The 19,769-nt window shown below is 45.6% G+C and carries 15 protein-coding genes; 11 read left to right on the top strand and 4 right to left on the bottom strand.

Features of this window, described 5'->3' with window-relative positions; all coding sequences use genetic code 11:
• Positions 1-128: 128 nt before the first annotated feature.
• The 3 genes from J0895_RS16030 to J0895_RS16040 all read left to right on the top strand — a co-directional run bounded on the left by J0895_RS16030 (position 129) and on the right by J0895_RS16040 (position 3,007).
• Positions 129-1,028 carry a sugar kinase gene (locus tag J0895_RS16030; RefSeq protein WP_207089046.1) on the top strand — a complete coding sequence of 300 codons (900 nt, stop codon included), beginning with the start codon at positions 129-131 and terminating at the stop codon, positions 1,026-1,028.
• 90 nt (positions 1,029-1,118) lie between these two features.
• A complete protein-coding gene (locus J0895_RS16035) occupies positions 1,119-1,598 on the top strand; it encodes a hypothetical protein (protein ID WP_207089047.1) in 480 nt (159 codons plus the stop codon).
• Between the two features lie 515 nt (positions 1,599-2,113).
• The gene (locus J0895_RS16040; RefSeq protein ID WP_242541360.1) at positions 2,114-3,007 is read left to right on the top strand and encodes a 3'(2'),5'-bisphosphate nucleotidase CysQ family protein; all 894 of its coding nucleotides are present in this window, start codon (positions 2,114-2,116) and stop codon (positions 3,005-3,007) included.
• Between the two features lie 78 nt (positions 3,008-3,085).
• Here the strand turns inward: J0895_RS16040 and J0895_RS16045 are convergent, their stop codons facing one another.
• Together J0895_RS16045 and cdf31 are read right to left on the bottom strand one after the other, a co-directional pair.
• Positions 3,086-3,736: a class I SAM-dependent methyltransferase gene (locus J0895_RS16045; protein ID WP_207089048.1), complete on the bottom strand. Its 651-nt coding sequence runs from the start codon at positions 3,734-3,736 to the stop codon at positions 3,086-3,088.
• 488 nt (positions 3,737-4,224) lie between these two features.
• Entirely contained in the window at positions 4,225-5,157 is a 933-nt protein-coding gene (gene cdf31 / locus J0895_RS16050; protein WP_207089049.1) for a CDF family zinc efflux transporter Cdf31, read from the bottom strand.
• A 123-nt stretch (positions 5,158-5,280) separates the two neighbouring features.
• Between cdf31 and J0895_RS16055 the strand changes: the two genes are divergently transcribed.
• From J0895_RS16055 to J0895_RS16090, 8 genes are all read left to right on the top strand, one after another.
• Entirely contained in the window at positions 5,281-5,640 is a 360-nt protein-coding gene (locus tag J0895_RS16055; protein WP_207089050.1) for a hypothetical protein, read from the top strand.
• Positions 5,641-5,770: 130 nt separating this feature from the next.
• Positions 5,771-6,541, top strand: a complete 771-nt coding sequence (rfbF, locus tag J0895_RS16060) for a glucose-1-phosphate cytidylyltransferase (protein WP_207089060.1) — start codon at positions 5,771-5,773, stop codon at positions 6,539-6,541.
• A complete protein-coding gene (locus J0895_RS16065) occupies positions 6,532-7,533 on the top strand; it encodes a GDP-mannose 4,6-dehydratase (RefSeq protein ID WP_207089051.1) in 1,002 nt (333 codons plus the stop codon). Before rfbF ends, J0895_RS16065 begins: the two co-directional genes overlap by 10 nt.
• Positions 7,530-8,771 carry a class I SAM-dependent methyltransferase gene (locus J0895_RS16070; RefSeq protein ID WP_207089052.1) on the top strand — a complete coding sequence of 414 codons (1,242 nt, stop codon included), beginning with the start codon at positions 7,530-7,532 and terminating at the stop codon, positions 8,769-8,771. Before J0895_RS16065 ends, J0895_RS16070 begins: the two co-directional genes overlap by 4 nt.
• 32 nt (positions 8,772-8,803) lie before the next feature.
• A complete protein-coding gene (gene rfbC / locus J0895_RS16075; RefSeq protein WP_207089053.1) occupies positions 8,804-9,337 on the top strand; it encodes a dTDP-4-dehydrorhamnose 3,5-epimerase in 534 nt (177 codons plus the stop codon).
• A complete protein-coding gene (locus J0895_RS16080) occupies positions 9,334-10,242 on the top strand; it encodes an NAD-dependent epimerase/dehydratase family protein (RefSeq protein ID WP_207089054.1) in 909 nt (302 codons plus the stop codon). Before rfbC ends, J0895_RS16080 begins: the two co-directional genes overlap by 4 nt.
• A gap of 14 nt (positions 10,243-10,256) precedes the next feature.
• Positions 10,257-11,030 (top strand): cephalosporin hydroxylase family protein, encoded by a 774-nt coding sequence (locus J0895_RS16085; protein WP_207089055.1) that lies wholly within the window; start codon positions 10,257-10,259, stop codon positions 11,028-11,030.
• An 18-nt stretch (positions 11,031-11,048) separates the two neighbouring features.
• Positions 11,049-16,553, top strand: coding sequence for a glycosyltransferase (locus tag J0895_RS16090; protein ID WP_207089056.1), 5,505 nt, complete (start codon positions 11,049-11,051; stop codon positions 16,551-16,553).
• Positions 16,554-16,933: 380 nt separating this feature from the next.
• Here the strand turns inward: J0895_RS16090 and J0895_RS16095 are convergent, their stop codons facing one another.
• Together J0895_RS16095 and J0895_RS16100 are read right to left on the bottom strand one after the other, a co-directional pair.
• Positions 16,934-17,221 carry a DUF3288 family protein gene (locus J0895_RS16095; protein WP_207089057.1) on the bottom strand — a complete coding sequence of 96 codons (288 nt, stop codon included), beginning with the start codon at positions 17,219-17,221 and terminating at the stop codon, positions 16,934-16,936.
• 26 nt (positions 17,222-17,247) lie between these two features.
• Entirely contained in the window at positions 17,248-19,641 is a 2,394-nt protein-coding gene (locus J0895_RS16100; protein WP_207089058.1) for a tetratricopeptide repeat protein, read from the bottom strand.
• Between the last annotated feature and the right edge of the window lie 128 nt (positions 19,642-19,769).

Genomic DNA, 19,769 nt, shown 5'->3' on the forward strand with positions numbered 1-19,769 from the left:
ACGGACTAAATTTTTCCCAATTTTAATCTGGACAAAATACCTAACGGATAAACTTAAACTCCGGTGGCGGATTCCCGAGTCATCCGCATCTCAATTCATGATAAAGTATGAAACTCCAGAGATTTTGAATGGAAGAATCAGCAGCCTTGAACCCAGATGACAAAACCCTGAAAAAACAAGGATTGTTTGTCGGATTAGTCACCCTGGATGTGATTTATTTAACCGCAGGAGTGCCTCAAAACAATCAGAAAATTGTGGCGACTGACTCGATGATTAATGCTGGGGGACCGGCAACCAATGCAGCGATCGCCTTTAGCTATCTCGGCAATCACTCGACCCTCGTCGGGGCGATCGGGCAACATCCCCTAACGGCCATTGTTTATGAGGAATTAGAGCAGTATGGGGTGGCGATCGCCGATTTAGACCCTCAGCGCACCGAACCCCCACCACTGTCTTCCATTATCGTCACTGAAGCAACCGGCGATCGGGCTGTTATTTCCATCAATGCCACAAAATCTCAAATCCTGGGCGATCGGCTACCCCTTGATTCCTGGTCCAAGTTTAACATAGTCCTGACTGATGGACATCAAATGTCCGTCAGTCAACGGATCGCCCAAATCACTCATGCCCAAACCATCCCCATCGTCCTGGATGGAGGAAGCTGGAAACCCGGATTTGAAAACCTTCTCCCCTTTATAAATTATGCCTTATGTTCCAGCAATTTTTATCCCCCAAACTGCCACAATTCCTCCGAAGTTTTCACCTATCTTGCCAACCGGGGAATCCCCCATATTGCCATTACTAACGGGGAAAACCCCATTCAATACCTCAGTCAGGGTATCCCCGGTTGGGTAGAAGTTCCTAAAGTCAAAGCCCTTGATACATTAGGAGCCGGTGATATTTTTCATGGTGGATTTTGTCATTATATTTTACAAGAAACATTTCCCCAGGCTTTAGCTTCTGCGGCAATCATTGCCTCCGACGCTTGTCAAGGATTTGGGACACGCCACTGTATGACCCTTACTTAAAGCGGGTCTAAACCTATCTCTTTAGAAGGATTTGAAGACCCATTTAATTGATTAAAATTAATACCAAAAGCCGGTTAAGGAAGCTAAACGATGCAAACCCGAGAACAATTCCTGCGGCTCTCTCCTCGTAATCCGTGGATTGGTTGGGGATTAGGAGTCTTTTACTTAAGCTGTGCCTGTCTGTCACTGCTCTTGATTCCGGTTGGGACCGCGATGATTTGGATTGCGATGACCAGTCCGTTACTGATTATTGCTGATGAATTATGTGCTGCTATAGAAATTAGTCCTAGCCAAATTGTGCGGCGCAGTCCTCTGAGTCCGAGACTGATTATCCCTTGGGTTGATGTCAAACGAGCTATCTTAGTGTCTAATCGGAAAAACAATCGGTTAGTGTACATTCAAGCCCGGGAACCGTTACGGTATTCTATTTCTTTTAACAGTAAGCAAAAAAAATTTAGAAATGGATTGCGCGTGCTTTTTGAAATTGCCGAAGTGAATCGGATGGATATTGAAATTAAAGGGTTATCCCGTCGTCGAGATTGGAAACAGTGGGCTTACCTAGAAAATTGAAGGGATTAAGATTAAGCCGTCGTGACTTTTTAGATAATCTGGTTTTTCAAGCCTTCTTTAGAAAGATTAGACTGGCACAGCCGTTACCCATCCCCTCGATCGCTTGATAGAAAGTCGGGGCAATTTATCTGGGTTCCGCTACCCCTGGGGTTATATAGCGTCTACATGAATGGTCACAATGATTTAGACTGGCCTATATATTTCCCCAGCTTATGAGGAAGTGCGCGGAGAGTCGATTTGTACTTTTCCCGATAGAGGGTTTCAGGAGATTCTTCAAGTCACTTCAAGAAAACAGTTCATCTATCGTGTAGGGAATCAGTGAAATTACTGAAAAATTGTTAGAAATCAGAGCGAATGTTAGCAAGTCTTGTATCAAGAAAACATGGGTTAAGTTAGGATAGAGAGGTCAGCTTAAATTTAAGACCAAAGATAAGCGGGCCTTTTTAAAACTATAAAAAACCCGGATAAATCATAAGGAGAGGGTTTTAAAGTTAGGCTAATTACCCGAGAGAAAAATGAGCAAAAGCAAACAGTTAGGAGCAGCGATGAGGGACAATCGCTTAGAGAAATTGGAGGAGATAGGAGCGATCGCCCGGATGATTGGTTGGGGGAGTGCGGATATTCTGACCTATTATCATACCGATGCGGCAGGGAAACTGAAGGTGAGGCAAAAAAAAGAAGGTCCCGTCACTAATGCCGATGTAGCGGCGAACGAGTATATCTTGCAAAAATTACGGATTGCCTTTGGCAGTCTGGAGTTTGGGTATCTGAGTGAGGAAAGTTATGAATCCCATGCCAATGGCGATCGCCGGAATCACCAGTGGGTTTGGATTATTGACCCCATCGATGGAACCCGCGCCTATATTCAGCAAAACCCTAACTATGCGGTGCATATTGCCTTAGTCCATGAAGGGCAACCCGTCGTGGCAGTGGTGGCAGTCCCTTCAGCCCAGAAATTATATTACGCCCAGCGTGGAGGGGGAGCCTTTGTGGAAAACCGTTCCGGCGATCGCACCCCCGTGAAAGTCTCCTCGCGCGATCGCCTCGAAGACTTATGCTTGCTGACGCGACGGACCCGCAAAGGCGAGAAACTGGACAAACTATTGCAACGGTTACCCTGCCAAACCCAACAATATATGGGGAGTATCGGGTGCAAAATTGCCGCCATTGTGGAACAGCAGGTGGATGGGTTTATTTCCCTCTCTGGCAGAGGTGCCCCCAAAGATTGGGACTTTGCGGCCCCGGAGTTGATTTTGACCGAAGCAGGGGGCCAGTTAACCTTTATGGATGGGACCCCTTTGCGCTATAACCAAAAAGATGTGAATCAGTGGGGATGCGCGATCGCCAGTAATGCTCATTGCCACGAAGCATTATGTCATCAAGTCCAGAAGATTTTGGCCTCACTCTAACGCAGCATCTGTCTGATGTCATCTAACCGAGTACAGAACAAGTAGAATCTGATGATTTGGCAAATCTGACGGATTCAGTTATTCGGGTAAACGATGGGCGATAATCGCATAAAAGGGGTCGCCACCGCCCATGCCCATAAACTGCAAGATAGAAGGGAGATCGGACTTGCGAGTCATCGCTTCCGGGTTAGAAAACCCTTCTACTGCCTTAAAGTAACGTTTCACCAGCGTAACGCGAGACCCTTCGTTACCCTCGCGCCATGCTTGAATCGCTTTCTGATAAAACATTCGATTGGAAAAACTAATAATGGCGATTCCCCCCGGTTTCAGGATGCGGTGAATTTCGCTAAATACCACTTCAGGATGTTGGATATATTGGACCGAAACCGCATTCAGGACCGCATCAAAACTTTGGTCTTCTAGGGGGAGGTGGGGATTGTCATTGAGATTTTGGACAAAATAATGGTTAAGACGACGATTTTTGGCTAGTTCCTCTTGATTGAGACCATGACCTTCGACATGAGCAAAGGTCATCTCTGGGGGAAGATGGGAGACCCAGGAACTCATCATATCGAAGATGCGGTGGTTGGGTTTGAGGCGATCGCGATACAGATGGGTCAGTTGGTCGATGAATCCCTTATCCACATGGGTGACGAACCGGGGGAGGGAATAAAAGAGGCGATCGTCGGATTCATCCAGTTTCGTGCGTTGGGTCGGTTGTAACAACATAGAGACAGGGGGCGGTTAGCTTGAATTTATTCTTATTGTAAAAAAAATCAAGAAATATAAAGCAGAAGAATCAGTCAACTTTCCCCATACCTTGAGACAGAACATCGGACAAATTCAAGACTCGGTGGGCCAAGACCTAGTATAGCGAACCTAAATCAGTTGTGGAAGAAGACCTCTCCCCCAACCCCTCTCCTGCTCCTTGCCGGATGTTTTGGGCCACCTTATGTTGGGGCAGAGGGCTTTATTCCACAACTGATATAGGATTGCTATAGAAACCCGATTTTTGAATAAATATCTCCATGAGAAACAACCCACTGCTGTAAAAAATCGGGTTCTTAGGGTCAGTCCTAGTCTGAGTGGAAACCCTTGATCTGTTGTGGAAAACTGCCATAAATCTGTGGAAAACTATTATAAATCTGTGGAAAACGACAGATATTTCAACCGAGATTTTCAACCGAGGTTATCCCCTTGAGGAAGAAGTCCGCCCTTTATTCAAGGGGGTCAGGAGATTCCGGCGCATAGCTAATCTCCGGGGATTGATATCTGGGAGGTTCGATGTGAATCAAAATTCGGGCCGGGGAAAACCGCCCTTGTAAACGCGCTTCCACTTCCTCAGTAATGGTGTGGGCGGTTTCTACATCATTGGCATCAACAATCAGATGCATTTCAATAAAAACCTGACGTCCGACCACACCGCGAGAGGCAATATCATGGCAGTTGAGCACGCCGGGAACCAGCATCGTAATTTCGTGAATGGCCTCCGGGGCGATCGCCATTTTATCCAGCAACCAGGGTAAATTATCCGCCAACACCTCCCACCCACTTCTAAACACCAATAAGGCCACGGGAAAGGCTAACATCACATCCACCGATTGCAACCAGGGCCAGCGATCGGCAAAGGTAATCGCAATTAACCCCGCTATCACGACAATTGTCACCCAAACATCGCTCATGGTATGTTTGGCATCGGCAATCAGAATACTGCTACCAATTCGCTGACCAATGGTCCGTTCATAAAAAGCTACAAAGATATTGATTCCCAACACAACCAGCAAAATCCACAGTTCTCTGGAGGAAACTTCCACCGGGGTTCCACCCCCGAATAAAAGGCGCTCGATCGCACTGCTGAGAATTTCAAAACAGGCCACCCCCAAAAAGGCGGCAATCCCCAAGGCCCCGACTGCATCAAACTTCTGATGTCCATAAGGATGTTCGCGATCGGGATCGGGAGAGGCGAAATGATTTGTCACCAATCCCAAAATATTATTGGCACTATCGGTTACGCTATGCAACGCATCGGCCAACAAACTCAGGGAACCCGTCAAAGTCCCCACCACCCCTTTAATTCCCAACACGACTAAATTTAAGCCCAGGGTAATCAGGAGTACCCGGCGAACTTCAACCCGATTATCTGTAGCCATGAATCTTTACCTTATGCAACCTACAAAAATTGTAGGCCATTCGGTTTCTGTGGAAGTTCACAGATCGAAATGTCCCCGTTCCCCCTTACCATAAAGAAACCGAATATTAAAAGTAGATTCCTGATGTCTGGTTCTCAACTCACCCTAAATTTAATCGAGGGTTCCGTCTCGTTTCGGTTTTCTCCCGAAGCAGCGCGGGACTTGCAGGCGGCAATCAACGACCTGATGCAGCAGCTTAAAGCGGTGGCCTCTAAAGCAACTCCCGGTGCAGGTGCTGGCAAACCCACCCCCCAGAAACCGATGGAATATCGTTCCACTGGGGATGTGTTTTTAGAAATTTTCTGCAATCCGAATATTTACCCCACCCCCTTTGCCGCCAAGGTGTTGATTACCCTGCGCGACGATCGCATTCGCCTGAGTACCGAAGCGGAACTCACCCGTTTAGTCGAGGACATCAATCTGTATTTAGAACAGGTGGGTTAATTCCCCTGTGTCTGAACCGCAGCTTGGGAAAGCCGTGGAAAACCCGCAAGGCGATCGCCTCCCCAGGTTTCCCAAACCCGTTTTTAACCTGACCGTCCGAACTCATGGATTTTTAAACACAGTAGATTCGATGCAAGTCGTTATTCTAGCGGGGGGTCTAGGCACACGCCTCGCTGAACAAACCGAAGTCAAGCCTAAACCCTTGGTCGAAATTGGGGGCCGACCTATTCTTTGGCATATCATGAAACTCTATGCCCATTATGGGTTTAAGGAGTTTTTTATTGCCTTGGGGTATAAAGGGGAAGCCATTAAGCGTTATTTCCTAGATTACTATCCTCTAAATGGAAATATGACGGTTAATCTGACTCAAGGTCAGGTTCAGGTTCATAACAGTGAATCGGAAGATTGGACCGTGAATCTGATTGAAACCGGACTCGATACCCTCACCGGAGGGCGAGTCAAGCGCTTACAACCTTGGTTGAAAAATCAACCCTTTATGGTTACATACGGGGATGGGGTTAGTAATATTAATCTCAAAGAATTATGGGCTTTTCATCGGTCTCAAGGACGACTGGCAACCTTGACTGCGGTTCGTCCTCCTGCCCGATTTGGGGGGATTATTTTTGAGGGAAATTTGGTGGCAAAATTCACGGAAAAACCGCAAATTGGCGAAGGTTGGATTAATGGAGGATTTTTGGTCTTAGAACCGGGGATTTTTGATTATTTAGAAGGCGATCAAACCAGTTTGGAAGCTGAAGGATTGGAACGGTTAGCAGAAGCGGGTCAGTTAGCCGCTTATCGCCATGACGGCTTTTGGCAATGTATGGACACGCTTAGGGATGTGCGGCTGTTAGAAAGTTTGTGGGAAGGGGGGAATCCACCTTGGAAGGTATGGGATTAAATGCAAGGGGCGATCGCCGATTTTGGCAGGATCGTCCCACTTTGATTTCCGGGGCCACCGGCCTCGTTGGCGGTTGGGTGGTGAAGCAATTACTCGACTTAGGCGCGGATGTGGTTTGTCTGGTTCGCGATTGGGTTCCTCAAAACGAACTGGTTCGCAGTCAGAGGATTGAACAGGTCAAAATTGTGCGGGGAAATATTCAGGACCAGTCGCTGTTAGAACGAGCAATGGGAGAATATGAAATTGATACCGTGATTCATTTGGCCGCGCAAACGATTGTGGCGATCGCCAACCGTAATCCTATCTCTACCTTTGAGTCGAATATTGCCGGTACTTGGTCGCTTTTAGAAGCTTGCCGCCATAGTCCCACGGTGAAGCAAATTGTCCTAGCTTCATCGGATAAAGCCTACGGCGAAGCCCAGCAACTTCCATATAATGAAGAGACTCCTTTAATTGGGCGTCATCCCTATGATGTCAGTAAATCCTGTGCGGATTTAATCGCCCAATCCTATGCTAAAACGTATGATTTACCCGTAGTAATTACCCGATGTGGAAACTTTTACGGTGGCGGAGATTTGAATTGGAATCGCATTGTCCCGGGAACAATTCGGGCCGTGTTACGAGGCGATCGGCCTATCATCCGTTCCGACGGTCAGTATATCCGAGATTACTTCTATGTAGAAGATGGGGCCGCTGCTTATACTCTGCTGGCTGAAGAACTCTCCCACAACCGGGATTTACGGGGTCAAGCCTTTAATTTTTCCACGGAAACTCAACTCACCGTTTTGGAATTAGTCCATCAGATTTTAACCTTAATGGGTTGCGACTTAGAACCGGATATCCGAGGAGAAGCTTCTAATGAAATTCGCCATCAATATTTAAGTGCATCCAAAGCTAAAAAAATATTGAATTGGCAACCTTTGTTCTCCCTCAAAGAAGGATTAGAACGAACCATTGATTGGTATCAAATATTTTTGGGGGTTGGCAGATGAGCAGTCTATTAAATCCCTGTCGTTCCTGTGGTAAAACCGGGCTAAAATTGATTCTGTCTTTGGGTGAAACTCCCTTGGCGAATCGGTTGCTTACCTCAGACCAAGTGACGGAACCGGAACCGAAGTATCCCCTAGATTTGGCATTTTGTCCCCATTGTACTTTAGTCCAAATTACCGAAACTGTACCCCCCGAGCAGCTATTTCGGGACTATGTTTATTTTTCTTCCTTTTCCAATACGGTGTTGGAGAATGCCAAAAAGATTGCGACTCGATTAATAGGCGATCGCCACTTATCTCCTGATAGTTTGGTCGTAGAAATTGCCAGCAACGATGGCTATTTACTTCAGTATTATCATCAACAGAAGATTCCCGTCCTAGGTATTGAACCAGCGGTCAATATTGCTACCGTTGCCCAAAATCAACGAGGAATTCCTACTCTGAGTGAGTTTTTTGGAGAAACCCTCGCCCAAGAACTCAAACAACAGGGAAAACAAGCCGATCTCATTCATGCCAATAACGTTCTCGCCCATGTCCCGGATTTGAACGGCTTTGTTGCTGGAATTAATATCCTCCTGAAAGAACATGGCACAGCGGTGATTGAGGTTCCTTACCTCAAAGAATTAATCGATCGCGTCGAATTTGATACCATCTATCATGAACATCTCTGTTACTTTTCTATAACCGCCATAGACTGCCTATTTAAGCGACAGGGATTAGTGATTGTAGCGGTTGAAGAACTCCCAATTCATGGGGGTTCGTTGCGACTATTTGTAGAGAAAGAACGAACAGGGATAAATCGGCGATCGGCTCAAGTTTTGGACCTTTTGGAAGCCGAAAAGAATTGGGGAGTTAATCAGTTCAAATTTTACCAGGGTTTTAGGCAAAATATCGAAGACTTGCGTCAGAATCTTCTCAAACTCCTGGGTGAATTAAAAAGTCAAAACAAAACAATTGCCGTTTATGGAGCATCGGCTAAAGGCAGCACCTTACTCAACTATTTTGGAATCGATAAAAATCTCGTCGATTTTGTCGTAGACCGTAGTAAAATCAAACAAGGTCGATACACGCCCGGGACTCATTTACCGATTTATGATCCAAAAAAATTACTAGAAGTGATGCCGGATTATGTTTTACTTTTAACCTGGAATTTTGCCGATGAAATCCTAGAGCAACAAGCCGAGTATAGGCAGCTAGGTGGTCGCTTTATTGTACCTATTCCTGATGTTAAAGTTTTTTAATCATCAACCGGGAGAAAAATAGAAAACATCCCATGATTTTTAGAGAAACAAAACTAGAGGGCGCATGGATTATAGAACCGGAACGGTTAACAGACGAACGGGGATTTTTTGCTAGAACTTGGTGTCAGAGAGAATTTGAGGAGCGTGGGTTACATTCTGGCCTCGTTCAGTGTAATACTTCTTTTAACTCCTTGTCGGGAACCCTGCGCGGGATGCATTATCAAATCCATCCTCATGGCGAAACCAAATTAGTCCGATGTACTCAGGGTGCAATTTATGATGTAATTATCGATATGCGTCCTACATCCCCCACCTTTACCCAATGGATTGGGGTAGAACTCACCGCAGAAAACCACCGAATGCTTTACATCCCCGCAGGATTTGCTCATGGATTTCAAACCTTAGTTGATCAGACCGAAGTTTTTTATCAAATGTCAGAATTTTATCATCCAGAAAGTGCTAGAGGGGTTCGATGGAACGACCCCACCTTTTCAATAAAATGGCCGAATACTGATAATTTAATTATTTCTAGTAAAGATAACGACTATGCCAACTTATCCTTATGAAAAAAGTATTAATAACAGGAGGAAGAGGATTTATAGGACAGCACTGTTTGCCCTTATTGTTAGCCAAAGGCTACGAAGTTCATGCCGTCTCTTCACAACCTGTCAATCAATCTAATTCAAAGGTTTACTGGCATCAAGCGAATCTATTAAAACCCGAAGAAGTATCCCGGTTACTTTCCCAAATTAAACCCAGTCACTTATTACATTTTGCCTGGTTTGCGATACCCGGGAAATACTGGACTGCCTTAGAAAATTTTAAATGGGTAGAAGGGAGTTTAAATTTATTACAAGAATTTGCCCAATCGGGAGGACAAAGAGTGGTCATGGCCGGGACCTGTGCCGAGTACAATTGGGACTATGGATACTGTTCTGAAAAAGTGACTCCCTTAGTCCCTAAAACCTTGTATGGAGTGTGTAAAAATTCGCTTCAGAGTATGGTAGATGCCTTTGCTCAACAAACTGGAATCAGTAGCGCTTGGGGACGAATATTTTTTGCTTATGGACCTCATGAATATGGCGATCGCCTCGTTCCCTCCGTGATTCGTTCCCTGTTGCAGAGAAAAACTGCACCTTGTTCTCATGGGAACCAAATCCGAGACTTTCTCTATGTTCAAGATGTAGCCGATGCCTTTGTCACCTTATTAGAGAGTCACGTTTCTGGTGCGATTAATATTGCATCCGGTCAACCCGTTGCTTTAAAGGATATAATCTACCAGATTGGAGAAATCCTGAATGGCTCAGAGTTGATTGAACTGGGAGTCCTTCCCACCTCTACTAACGATCCACCCCTGTTGATAGGGGATATGCGCCGTTTAAGGGATGAGCTTTGTTGGCAACCCAAATTTAATCTAAACCAGGGATTAAATGAAGCAGTTACCTGGTGGGAAAAGCAGATAGAAGGATAGAAAAAGGTAGACCAATGAAATTGATAATAGATACGAGCGAAAAAACATTAACCCAAGAAATAGACGGCCAACAAGTCTGCCTGGACCTATATTCTAAAGAGGCCTTTGAACTGATTTCTCAGCAATGGGTAAAAGTGGGATGGAATCAAAAATATCCTTATACTTTTAGCTGGATGGGAAGACCGATTATCCAACTCCCCGAAGATATGATCCGCATTCAAGAAGCAATCTATCAAGTGCAACCGGATGTTATTATAGAAACCGGAGTAGCACATGGGGGTTCTTTAATTTATTATGCGAGTTTGTGTAAGGCGATCGCTCAAGGGAGAGTGATTGGGATTGATATCGAGATTCGACCCCACAACCGCAAGGCGATCGAAGCTCATGAACTTTTCCCTTACATTACCTTAGTAGAAGGTAACTCCATAGAACCGGAGCTCGTCCATCAGGTTAAATCCACCGTAAAACCGGGAGAGACGGTGATGGTTATTCTCGATTCTTGCCATACAAAAATGCACGTTTTAGCCGAGTTAGAAGCCTACTGCGACTTAGTAACTCCCGGGTCTTATCTCGTGGTAACCGATGGAATTATGCAAGAGTTGAGTGATGTACCCCGAGGTCAAGCAGACTGGAGTTTTGATAATCCAACAGCAGCAGCAGCAGAATTTGCTCAACAGCATCCTGAATTTCTATTAGAACAACCGGAATGGCTGTTTAATGAAAGTGAATTAACGGAAAATGTTACCCATTGGCCCGGTGCTTGGTTGCAGAGAAAAGAATCAATTTAAAAAAGAGAGGGAAACCCGATGAAAGAGACTCAACCTTTAGTCAGTATTGGAATGCCGGTTTATAACGGCGATCGCTACCTACGTTTGGCTTTAAATTCCCTATTAGCTCAGGATTATCAACAATTTGAAATAATTATTTCAAATAATGCTTCGACGGATTACACCGCTAAAATTTGTCAAGAATATGCAGTAAAAGATAGCCGTATTCACTATGTTAGAAACCTGCAAAATATTGGATCTACAAAAAATTTTAATCAAGTTTTTGAACTATCTAAAGGTCAATATTTTATGTGGGCAGCCCATGATGATTTATGGGAAAAGACCTATTTAAGGAAAGCCGTTAACAAATTAGAAGAAACGCCCAACGCTGTATTATGCTGCTGTGATGTGGTATTTATTGATGCACAGGGAAGCGTCATCCACGAGTGGACAGCTAATCCTAAAAAACAGAATATCGAAACTTTGGGAATGAACGTGGTGCAAAGAAGTCACCAACTCATTGCTAAAGCCGGGTGGTACACGATTTATAGTTTAATTCGTAAAGAAGCATTAATCAAAACAAATTTATTTTTAGAAGAGTATGGACCCGATGTCATTATCTTACAAGAACTAAATTTACTCGGCGAATTTGTAAAAATCAAAGAGCCTTTATTTTTTTATCGACTCCATGACCACCAAGACCAGACCGAAAAATACCAGAGTCAAAAGCAACAAGGAAAAGCCCCCTATTCAAATTTAGTCAGAAACCTTTTAAAAACTATCTGGAATTCTCAGTTAGAAGAGGCAGTAAAACAGGAGATAAAAACAGATTTTATCGAAACCTTGTGCTTTCACAACCCGGATTTACTAAATCTGATAGCCGATGAACAATCATTTTCCATCCAATCCTCACTGACCTCAGAACCACTTAAAGAGTTTATGGCAACCCTGCTAGACCCTGAGACGCTACTCACCCCAGATAGAACCCACAGTGATTTAAAAACTCAGGCCAAAAAAAGAGCAATTGTTGCCTATCATAATCATGTTTATCCCCCGCGCTATGCCTCCGATCGCCGCTGTTTGTCCGTCATCCAAGCGTTGCAGCAATTAGAGTATGATGTAACTTTGTTTAGTTCCAACTTGTTTAGCAATATCCCTTGGGAAGAAAAAAGCATTAACCGCCTAGAACAGGAGGTGGGAATTAAGGTTGAAATTCACTATGTTACGGCCAGCGATCGCCAATTTGTTGAGGAAGAATTTAAAAAAGCAGGGGGACGGCAATGGTGGAATATGTATTCCCCGGGTTTGCGGGAACAATTTCGACAGCTTTTTACTCGGTTACACCCTGATTTAGTGCTGATTAATTATGCATTTTGGGGAGAATTGGCGATCGGCGATGAATTTAAGTCGGCGGTGAGAGTAATTGATACCCTGGATTTGTTGAGCTTAAATCAAAAAATGGCCGCCTTAGTCTCTGAATTTATAAATAAACGGCCAACTGAACCAGATTTTTTGAACGAAAACTTTTTCTCGAAATATTCCCTCCCTGTCGATCCAGAAGAATACAAACTCTATGATTGCTACGATTTTACAGTAGCCATTAATTCTAAAGAAAAAACTCTAATCCAAGAAAACACCACTTATACAAAAGTTCTGCATTTACCCTTTGCCTTGCCGGTTAAACCCCTTAACAATACTTACGGAAAGAATCCGATCTTTGCGATTGGCCCAAATCCTTTTAATTACCAAGCCTATATATATTTTGTTCGCAAAGTCCTGCCTAAGATTTTAGCTCAAATTCCAGAATTTGTACTGAATGTCGTTGGGGATGGATGTAAAATTTTAGCCCCGACTCAGGGAATCCATTTACTGGGTTTCGTTCCGGACTTAGAACGGCTTTATCAAGAAAGCCCCTTTGCAATCTGCCCCATGATTGGAGGAACCGGCCAACAACTCAAAGTGCTAGAGGCAATGGCTCATGGTTTACCCGTTATTGCCCTAGAAAATGTTGCCGAACGATGTCCTATCGAACACCAAATCAATGGCTTAATTGCTAAAAATGCTGATGAATTTGCTCAATATACCCTAGAATTATTTCGGAACCCAACTCAGTGCCGTATTTTAGGAGAAGCGGCACGCCAAACGATATCAGAAAAGTTTTCGGAACAAATATTAGTAGAACGCATGAAAGAAATAACCGATCGCCGTCCGGTCGAATTATCAACTCAAAAAATCACCGCCATCGTAGACGGGGTATTTTATCAAATCAACAATACCGGAATCGCTCGCGTCTGGACCTCTCTATTGCAAGAATGGGTCAAAACTGGATTTGCCAAGCAAATCTTATTTTTAGACCGCGCTGGAACTGCGCCCCGGATTCCCGGTATCAAATATTTATGTCTTCCCCCTTACGATTACAATAATACCCACGCCGATCGCAACTTACTACAACAAATTTGTGATGAAGAAAGCGCTGATATCTTCATCTCCACTTATTACACCACTCCCCTCTCCACACCCTCAGTATTTATGGCCTATGACATGATTCCAGAACGGTATTCAACCAATCTGAATGCCGCCATGTGGCGCGAAAAACATCAAGGCATTCGTCATGGTTCGGCTTATCTTACTATTTCTGAACAAACTGCCCGGGATTTGGTTGAATTTTTCCCCGCAATTCCTCGCGATCGCGTGACGGTTGCTCCTTGCGGCATTCAGCCGGAATTTATGCCGACCCCTCCGGCAGAAATTACCGCCTTCAAATCAAAATACCGCCTCTCAAAACCCTATTTCCTCTGGGTTGGTAGCCGCACCAATATCAACAACTACAAAAATGCCATCTTATTCTTCCAGGCATTTTCTCAACTCCCAAACCGCCAAGAATTCGACATTCTCTGTGTGGGTGGAGAAGCCCAATTTGAATCCGAATTTCAACCTTACGTTACCGATACTCTGGTTCATCTATTTAAATTGAGTGACCCAGAATTGCGACTGGCTTATTCCGGTGCTACGGCTCTAATTTATACCTCTAAATATGAAGGCTTTGGCTTGCCAGTCCTAGAAGCAATGGCTTGTGGATGCCCAGTGATTACTTGTCCCAATGGTGCGATTCCCGAAGTTGCGGGACAAGCAGTTATTTATGTCAAAGACAACGATATTTCTGGTCTGGTCAAAGCCATGCAGGAGATTCAAAACCCCGAAGTTCGCAATCCCTTAATAGCGGCAGGATTGCAACGGCATCGGCAATTTTCCTGGGAAAAAATGGCAGAAATTGTCCGTTCAACCCTAGTGGCTACAGCACAGAACCAACCGGACAAGGCGATCGCCTCTCCCTCTTACCGGATACCCTCAGAACCCACTCCTTTAACTCATCTCCAGCAAACCCGCCAACAACTGGCCCAGCAATGGTTAAATACTCCCGAAGAACAGTTACAATCCGCCTATTTAGGTGAACTTGGTAAAGCCCATAAAGCCCTCCTAGAGAGTAGCATTAAACATCACGCCCTTACCCCATCTGAACAAGCACTAATCCGCCAAATTTCTGGTGGAATTGTCTGGGGATTTGATGCACCCAATGCCCTGCAATCCTTCATTGCCGCTACCCTCTATTGCTATCCCCATCAACTCCAGATTCCCTACACCAATGCACCGATTACCAAATGGTTCGCGCAGGATTATCTCAAATTTATGTTTGCCAGTCCTACCCTGTTCCATGAAATCGGAGAAGTCGAACAATACTATCGCTATTTCCAAGGTTGGTTAGAATATATCCATCAGAAAATATTCAACAATCCCGACTCACCCCTCTGGCAAAGCGTCGCCGAGTTTTTCACCCAGGGAAATGCCAACTTTGCACCCCTTTACTTCACCCATGCTAACCCGAAATCTCTTTACAGTCAGCGGGCAGACATTATTGAATTTGCCCTCAAAAATCGGGGATTTCAAGTGGATTATGTCTTCCCCACCCGTTCGGCTAATCGCCTCAAAATTCGCCTGGGAATTTTGAAAAATCATTTCAATTCCGCCACTGAAACCTTAGCAACTCTGCCCGTTTTTGAACATTTGGATCGCCAGCGGTTTGAGATTATTCTCTATGCCAATCAGGTCAATGGCAGCCAACTCGAATGGTATTGTCAGAGTCGGGCCGATCGCCTCGTGAAACTGCCAGAAAACCTCCGTGAACAAGTCCAAACCCTCCGCAACGATGACTTAGACATCCTCTTCATCGGCACCAATATTACCGAACTCAATAAACCCTTAACCGCCCTCGCCCAACACCGCCTCGCCCGAGTTCAAGTCACCTCCATTGCCTCCCCTGTCACCACCGGCATTCGCAATATCGACTACTATATTGCCGGCAATTTAACTGCACCTACGACCACAAACTCAGAACAATACCGCGAGAAACTGGTCAATATTGACGGTTCTGGATTATGTTTCCGGTTCCCCTTCCCAGAACCCGCATCCACCGTTAATCCCACTCGTGCAAGCTGGGGTGCAACGGAGCAAACTGTGGTGTTTATGTCCGGTGCCAACTTCTATAAAGTGATTCCCGAACTCACGGAAACTTGGGCCAAAATTATCGCTGCCGTTCCCAATTCTATTTTGGTATTGTATCCCTTTGGTCCCGCCTGGAGTTCCAATTATCCGGCGATGCCGTTTTTGGAACGAATCCACCGAATTTTTGCCCAGTATGGTGTCGATAAACGGCGGTTAGTTGTGATTAATACCCTGCCGAGTCCAGCGGATATTAAAGAATGCGTCAAACTGGCCGATATTTATCTGGATTCCTATCCCTATAGTGGGGCGACTTCTTTGTTGGATCCGTTACAACTTGGGATTCCGGCGATCGCCTGGGAAGAAAATAGCTTAAAGTCTCGCCAAACTTCTGCACTCTTGCGGGAAATCCAACTGGCTGATTTAATTGCCCAGGACGAATCAAGTTATATCCAATTGGCGATTAAACTCGCAACAAACCCGCAACTCCGCCAGCATTATCGCCAACAAATCCAGCAACAAATGCAGCAGAATCCTCCCTTTTTAGATAGTGCTGCTTACGGCAATAAAATGGGAAATTTGTTTGAGCAATTGTTTCTAGGGGGACAGACTTCTGAGGCAATAGCGAGTGCTACACCCACCCCCACTCCCTCGACACCTGTCTCTGTTTCTCAGGAATTTCTCAATCGCCTGATTGGTTGTGCCAATCTCTATTATATTGACCCGTCTGATGAATCCATTCAACGGGAATTGCTCCAATTGCGGCGAGAATTTGCTGAGTTGTGGTTGCAGATACCCAGCGATCGCCTACGCGAATACTATACCAATGACCTAGGTAAAGCTCATCAAAGTGTCTTGAATAGTGGCATTCAAAATCAGCCCTTACCAGAGACAGAACAGACATTTGTCCAGGAGTTAATAGCTCAAATAACGCCGGGACTAGATGCGCCCTTGGCAATGAATGCAGTCCTAGCCGTTCTGTTATATCAGCAGCGCGATCGCCTCCCCCAATTCACCCAACCCTTACCCGATTGGCTGAATGGTTAATCGGAATTAATGGTCCCCCACTCTAGAAACCGGGTTTCTGCCACAATTTTGGCTTCGTTATCATAAATTCATGAAAGAAACCCGGTTTCTGACCCTTGCGGTAGCAGCAAGAAACCGGGTTTCTGCGATAATTTTGGCTTTTTATCATGAATTGATGAAAGAAACCCGGTTTCTAAACCCCCGCAGACGGGAGCATCTCAATTTTGCCTAAAAACCGATCTGACTTCTTTCTCCCCCTTCCCTTGAAGGGAAGGGGGCTGGGGGGTTAGGTCTCTTTTCCCGGTTTCTGACCCTTGCAGTAGGAGCAAGAAACCAGGTTTCTGCTAAACTTGTTGCCTTGTTATCATGAATTGATGAAAGAAACCCGGTTTCTGTACCCTCTACATCCAATCTTCGCTATCACTATCCTGCGCTCGATAAACTCGCCCTTTCCGGTGAATTTCGCGGGTTTTTTCAAATAAATCCTCTTCAGTCATATTCCAACGGGATAACACATTTTCGATGTCACTCCAGACATCCCGCGAACCGGGAAATCCTCGATATCGAATTCGTAATCGAGCTAATTCCGCCAGATTATATTCGGTTAAATCCCCTGCTAAAATTTTATCCAGTGTCTCGCGGTCCTTACGAGATTGGGGATGTTGCTGTTCCGGGTTGAGTTCAGCCATAATTCTAAAAATTATCCTTGATTGAGTTAATTGATACGGATTTGCTGTTTTCTTAGCGCTTTAAAAATCCCATACATATCTTGAGCAAATTTAGCCGGATTCCACAAAGGAGATAGGTGTTTGGGTTGCTTAGACCGGATTAATTGATGGCGGATGTCTTGCCGAATTTTCAACTCCTGACCCAACCGAACTCCCCACTCAATATACTCGTCCCAACTCCAGGCAATTCCACTCTCAATGCCTAGGGTATTGAGAAAAGAATATCCCATCCTCGCCAGACAGAGTTCTCCCACTCGGGTGACGAGGGGTAGGTTAAACCACAAGGCTTCTAGGGTATGAGTGCCGCCATTATAAGGATAGGAATCTAATAAAATATCCGCACATTCGTAGATGTCCCGGTGCTGTTCTTCCGTGGGCGTTCTTGATATTAAAATAACCCGACTGCTGGGGACTTCTAACTCAGTACAGGCTTGTTTATAGAGTTCCAAAATAGCCGATCGCTCTCCTTCTCCTTTATGCATTAACACGCTATTGGGAACCTGCTTCAGGATTTGAATTTGGGCTAAAACCAACTCACGATTCAGTTTTTTACCCGGGGCGACACAGAGATAGGCAATCTGTTTCCAACTGATTCCTAGGCTCAACCGGACGACTTCTCGCTCGACGGATTGACGCTTAAATCCGGAGACGGCCACAAAAGAATCGGGCATCCGAATTAACTGCTCAATGTAATCGGCTTCAATGCCTGGGGGATGAGTGTGCCGATCGCCTAAAAAGTAATGGGCTGAAGATAAAAACGGTGCGTCAAATCCTAGCCACGATAAGCAAATCGGGGCCGGTTGACGATACAAAATTTCTAGCTGCTCGGAACAGGTGACTGAATCTAAATCAACTAAAATATCAATTTTGTCCCGGCGGATTTGCTCAATAATCTCTAATTGAGCAGCTTCAAAATTAGCACTTTGCGGGCGATAAAATTGGGTGGCTAGGTTCTCGAACTCTTGGGTTTTATCATCCCTGGCTTGAGATTGAGTCACATAGAGATAGAGTTCAGCAGAAAGCCCAGATAACTCGCGGAGAATATCTGCGCTACACCATCCGATGGAATGGCGGCGCCAATGCGGGGAGAGGAAGCCGATTTTGAGATTGGCGGGATGGGGGAGATGGGGGGATGAGATTGGTTCTTTGTTGAGGCGGGCTTGATTTTTAGAGCCCAGCAGTTTCGCTAAGGTTAGATTGGCCTCTCGATCATCTCGGAGATGGGGTTGAGAAAACATCAGCCGAGAATAAAGCAAGGCGATCGAGTCCAAGTCTAGGCGATCAAGGTCGGACTGAAGCTGTGTTTCTAGGGTAAGAAAGGTTTCCCGGGCTAATTCGCTGTATCCCCCATGTAAACATAAGGAGAGATAGGGCAGGGCGGCTAACAGTCGAGTGGGGCCTTGGGCGCGGCTTAAATAGTCTTCGGCAGCTTGTCGCAGGGAGTCAAAGTCGATGCCGAAGGGGTCTCGGGACCGAATTAGATAGAACAAGGCATGATGTGCCGCGATTAAGTCTGGATCAAGGCCGATCGCCTCCAGAAAACAGTCCACCACCCCGCGCCATTCTGACCCACTGAAATTTTGATGCTGATGCCCTTGTTGTAAAAGGGCCGTCCCTAAATTGTAATGAATCCCTGCTAACTGGGGGCTGAGGGTTTGGGCAGTTTTGAGGACCGCAATCCCTGACTCTAAGGACCCCTGTTGGATCAGGGCGTTGCCGAGATTAGAATGCGCTTGGGAAAAGTTGGGTTGTAGAGCGATCGCCTGTTGGTAGTGGTGAATCGCCGACTCAATTCGTGTCAGTGCTAAGAAGGTATTTCCGATTTTTAAATGCCGTTCTGCGGTTCCCATGTCCGGTTGGAGCAGTAATGCTTGTTGCCAGGACTCCACAGCCTCCCCTAAGCGGCCTAAATCGTGATAGAGGGTCCCGAGATTCCAGTGAATGCCCGCTTGGGAGGGCTCCAGGGCGAGGGCTTTTTGGTAGCAGGCGATCGCCGCTTCAGACTCCCCCCGACGATAGTAGAGGCTGCCCAGATTAGCATGAGCTGCCGCAAACTCCGGCAGAATCTGCACCGCCTGTTGGTAAGCGCGTTCCCCTGCGGCCCATTTTTCTTGGGATTGCAGGATATTGCCCAGGGTTTTGTAGGTCTCCGCTGATTGAGGGTCCAGTTTGAGCGCCCCTTGACAGTGGGCGATCGCCTCAGTCAATTGGCCCTGTCGCCAATAGAGGTCAGACAGTTGGCAATAAGCTTCAACCTCATCCGGGTTAAAATTCAGGGCTTCTTGATAAAAGGCGATCGCTTCAGAATACTGCCCCTTTGCTTTTAACTGATGGCCGCCCTGGAGCCAAACCCCAGCTTTTTCCAGATCAATCACAGACATCTCCCTGATCCCCACGGATTTTCGGTCTTGACTCCCATAGCAATCCTAAATCAAAACGGCTCCGGGCCTCTACATTGCCTTCTGCCCTAGATGTAGATTGCATCGTCCCGCTCCAAAGTGAGCGCTAG

The organism is Phormidium pseudopriestleyi FRX01, from assembly GCF_017313335.1.
In the GTDB taxonomy this organism is placed as follows: Bacteria; Cyanobacteriota; Cyanobacteriia; order Cyanobacteriales; family Laspinemataceae; genus Laspinema; species Laspinema pseudopriestleyi.

Bases quoted from the DNA above. Each gene is read 5' to 3' on its own strand.
- J0895_RS16045 (WP_207089048.1), bottom strand. From the start codon at position 3,736: ATGTTGTTACAACCGACCCAACGCACGAAACTGGATGAATCCGACGAT.
- J0895_RS16035 (WP_207089047.1), top strand. From the start codon at position 1,119: ATGCAAACCCGAGAACAATTCCTGCGGCTCTCTCCTCGTAATCCGTGG.
- J0895_RS16100 (WP_207089058.1), bottom strand. From the start codon at position 19,641: ATGTCTGTGATTGATCTGGAAAAAGCTGGGGTTTGGCTCCAGGGCGGC.
- J0895_RS16085 (WP_207089055.1), top strand. From the start codon at position 10,257: ATGAAATTGATAATAGATACGAGCGAAAAAACATTAACCCAAGAAATA.
- J0895_RS16030 (WP_207089046.1), top strand. From the start codon at position 129: ATGGAAGAATCAGCAGCCTTGAACCCAGATGACAAAACCCTGAAAAAA.
- J0895_RS16080 (WP_207089054.1), top strand. From the start codon at position 9,334: ATGAAAAAAGTATTAATAACAGGAGGAAGAGGATTTATAGGACAGCAC.
- J0895_RS16090 (WP_207089056.1), top strand. From the start codon at position 11,049: ATGAAAGAGACTCAACCTTTAGTCAGTATTGGAATGCCGGTTTATAAC.
- J0895_RS16055 (WP_207089050.1), top strand. From the start codon at position 5,281: ATGTCTGGTTCTCAACTCACCCTAAATTTAATCGAGGGTTCCGTCTCG.
- cdf31 (WP_207089049.1), bottom strand. From the start codon at position 5,157: ATGGCTACAGATAATCGGGTTGAAGTTCGCCGGGTACTCCTGATTACC.
- rfbC (WP_207089053.1), top strand. From the start codon at position 8,804: ATGATTTTTAGAGAAACAAAACTAGAGGGCGCATGGATTATAGAACCG.
- J0895_RS16040 (WP_242541360.1), top strand. From the start codon at position 2,114: ATGAGCAAAAGCAAACAGTTAGGAGCAGCGATGAGGGACAATCGCTTA.
- rfbF (WP_207089060.1), top strand. From the start codon at position 5,771: ATGCAAGTCGTTATTCTAGCGGGGGGTCTAGGCACACGCCTCGCTGAA.
- J0895_RS16070 (WP_207089052.1), top strand. From the start codon at position 7,530: ATGAGCAGTCTATTAAATCCCTGTCGTTCCTGTGGTAAAACCGGGCTA.
- J0895_RS16095 (WP_207089057.1), bottom strand. From the start codon at position 17,221: ATGGCTGAACTCAACCCGGAACAGCAACATCCCCAATCTCGTAAGGAC.
- J0895_RS16065 (WP_207089051.1), top strand. From the start codon at position 6,532: ATGGGATTAAATGCAAGGGGCGATCGCCGATTTTGGCAGGATCGTCCC.